This is a genomic window from Pseudoalteromonas luteoviolacea DSM 6061 (assembly GCF_001625655.1).
In the GTDB taxonomy this organism is placed as follows: Bacteria; Pseudomonadota; Gammaproteobacteria; order Enterobacterales; family Alteromonadaceae; genus Pseudoalteromonas; species Pseudoalteromonas luteoviolacea.
The window spans coordinates 1-1,883 of the sequence record NZ_AUYB01000069.1 but is presented as its reverse complement, the minus strand read 5'-3'; the positions used below and the strand labels follow the sequence as shown (position 1 = coordinate 1,883).

Here is a 1,883-nt window from a genome sequence, read left to right as displayed (position 1 = left end):
CAGCATTTGGCAGTCGGTATTAGAGCTAGAGAAGATAGGAACAAATGACAACTTCTTCAGCATTGGTGGAGATTCAATCCTATCGCTCAATATTGTTTCGGCACTGAAGGATGCAGGCATCAATATCAGTGTCAAACATATCTTTGAGCACCAGACGGTGAAATCACTGGCAGAATTTATAATCAGCGAACCTCAATTTAACATTGAAAGTGCGCTTAAAGAACAGCAGAGCCAACTAGAAGCAGAAGGCAAAGAAGTAGAAGAAGGGATACTGTAGTGGAACATATCAAAACAATAATTAAAAAAGCTCGGGATAAGAACGTCGTACTTTACTTGAAAGATGGCGCACTTGCTTACAGTGCAGAGGCTGGCGCATTTACTGCGGAGTTGAAGTCTCTAGTCATCAACAATAAAGCGGAGATCATTGCTTATCTTAAAGGCGAAAATGATGCTGATGAGCGCTTAGATATTGCGCCATTCTCTTTACTTGATGAGGGGGAAGTAACACAGTTTGAAGGGCGGTATGAAGATGCTTACCCTATGTCTGCGTTACAAAAAGGTATGGTTTTCCATACACAGTTAGACGACTTTTCGGGAGTTTACCATGACATTATGGCTGAGCATATAAAGTGTGAATGGCACCCCGAGTTCTTTCAACGCGCGCTGACATCTTGTTTGAAGCATCACCCTATTTTGAGAACAAGGTTAGCTGTTGACCTCAAAAGACCAATGCAAATGGTACATGAAAATGTGTCGCTGCCATTGGTTGTTGAGGATATCAGACACCTAAGTACCGAAGAGCAATCTAAATATTTAGCTGATTGGACTGAAAAAACTAAAACATACAAGTTTGATTGGGAAAATGATTCTCTGTTTCAGGTAAGTATTTTTTTACGCACAGATGTTAGCTTTGAGTTTGTGATTAACTTCCACCATGCCATTTTAGATGGTTGGAGTAGAGCCATTTTCAGTATGGAGCTTTACGCCAAGTATTCTCAACTATTAGCCGGTGGAGAGCTGGTAGAAGAAGGCAGCGATTGGACATTTAGAGACTATATCGCGCTAGAGCAAGAAGTCATTAAGAACCCAGAAGCAACTGAGTTTTTCAAAACTTTACTGTCAGATGCTCCGACCTCTCAATTGACCGCATTTGAGCAAGCAGGATTAAATGGCTCCCTTATCGAGCATAAGCGTCAAAGTGAGATTTGCTATGAGCCAATAACAGAGCTATCAGCGGAACTGATAGCCCTAGCAAAAAATCTCGGTGTATCAGTTCAATCGGTATACTTCAGCGCGCACCTAAAAGTGTTGTCATTTTTATCTGGTCAAGCAAACGCGAGCAGTTGCATTACTGTGAATGGTCGACCAGAAAGTGCAGCCAGTGAAAAGGGGCTGGGGTTATACCTAAATTCATTGCCATTCAGCTTGGAAGTTGGCGGAAAAAGCTGGCGCGAACTCATTAATAGCGTAGCCAAACAGCTTACTCAAATTATGGATTATCGTCGTTACCCAATGATGGTAGTTCAACAAGATACTGGTAAGGACTTCTCAGACATCACGTTTAATTATACGCACTTCCATGTGTATAAAGGGCTCGCGAGCGAGCAAAATACGAACTTTGAGGTACTCAGTTCAACAGTTTTTGAGCAAACTAACTTTGATTTCCACGTTGACGTGTCTCGGGTGCCTGATACGGATGAAGTTAAATTATTCTTCAAATTTAACCCAGACAAATTTGATCCTACATGGATTGAGCAGGTCGGCAAATACTACAAATTGACATTACAGCATATGCTGGCTGATTTAGATCGCGCGAATAATCAGTGTCTATTACTGGATAAAGCAGAGCAAACAGAGTTTGCCGCATTGAATGACACGGCGCG

At 41.8% G+C, this 1,883-nt stretch carries 2 protein-coding genes; both read left to right on the top strand.

Annotation, left to right across the window (positions count from 1 at the left end; all coding sequences use genetic code 11):
• The coding region (locus N475_RS03050; RefSeq protein WP_155732534.1) for a phosphopantetheine-binding protein at positions 1–277 on the top strand (277 nt) is incomplete at its 5' end.
• On the top strand, positions 277–1,883 hold a 1,607-nt coding region (locus tag N475_RS03045), incomplete at its 3' end, for a condensation domain-containing protein (RefSeq protein WP_211270598.1). The genes N475_RS03050 and N475_RS03045, both read left to right, overlap by 1 nt.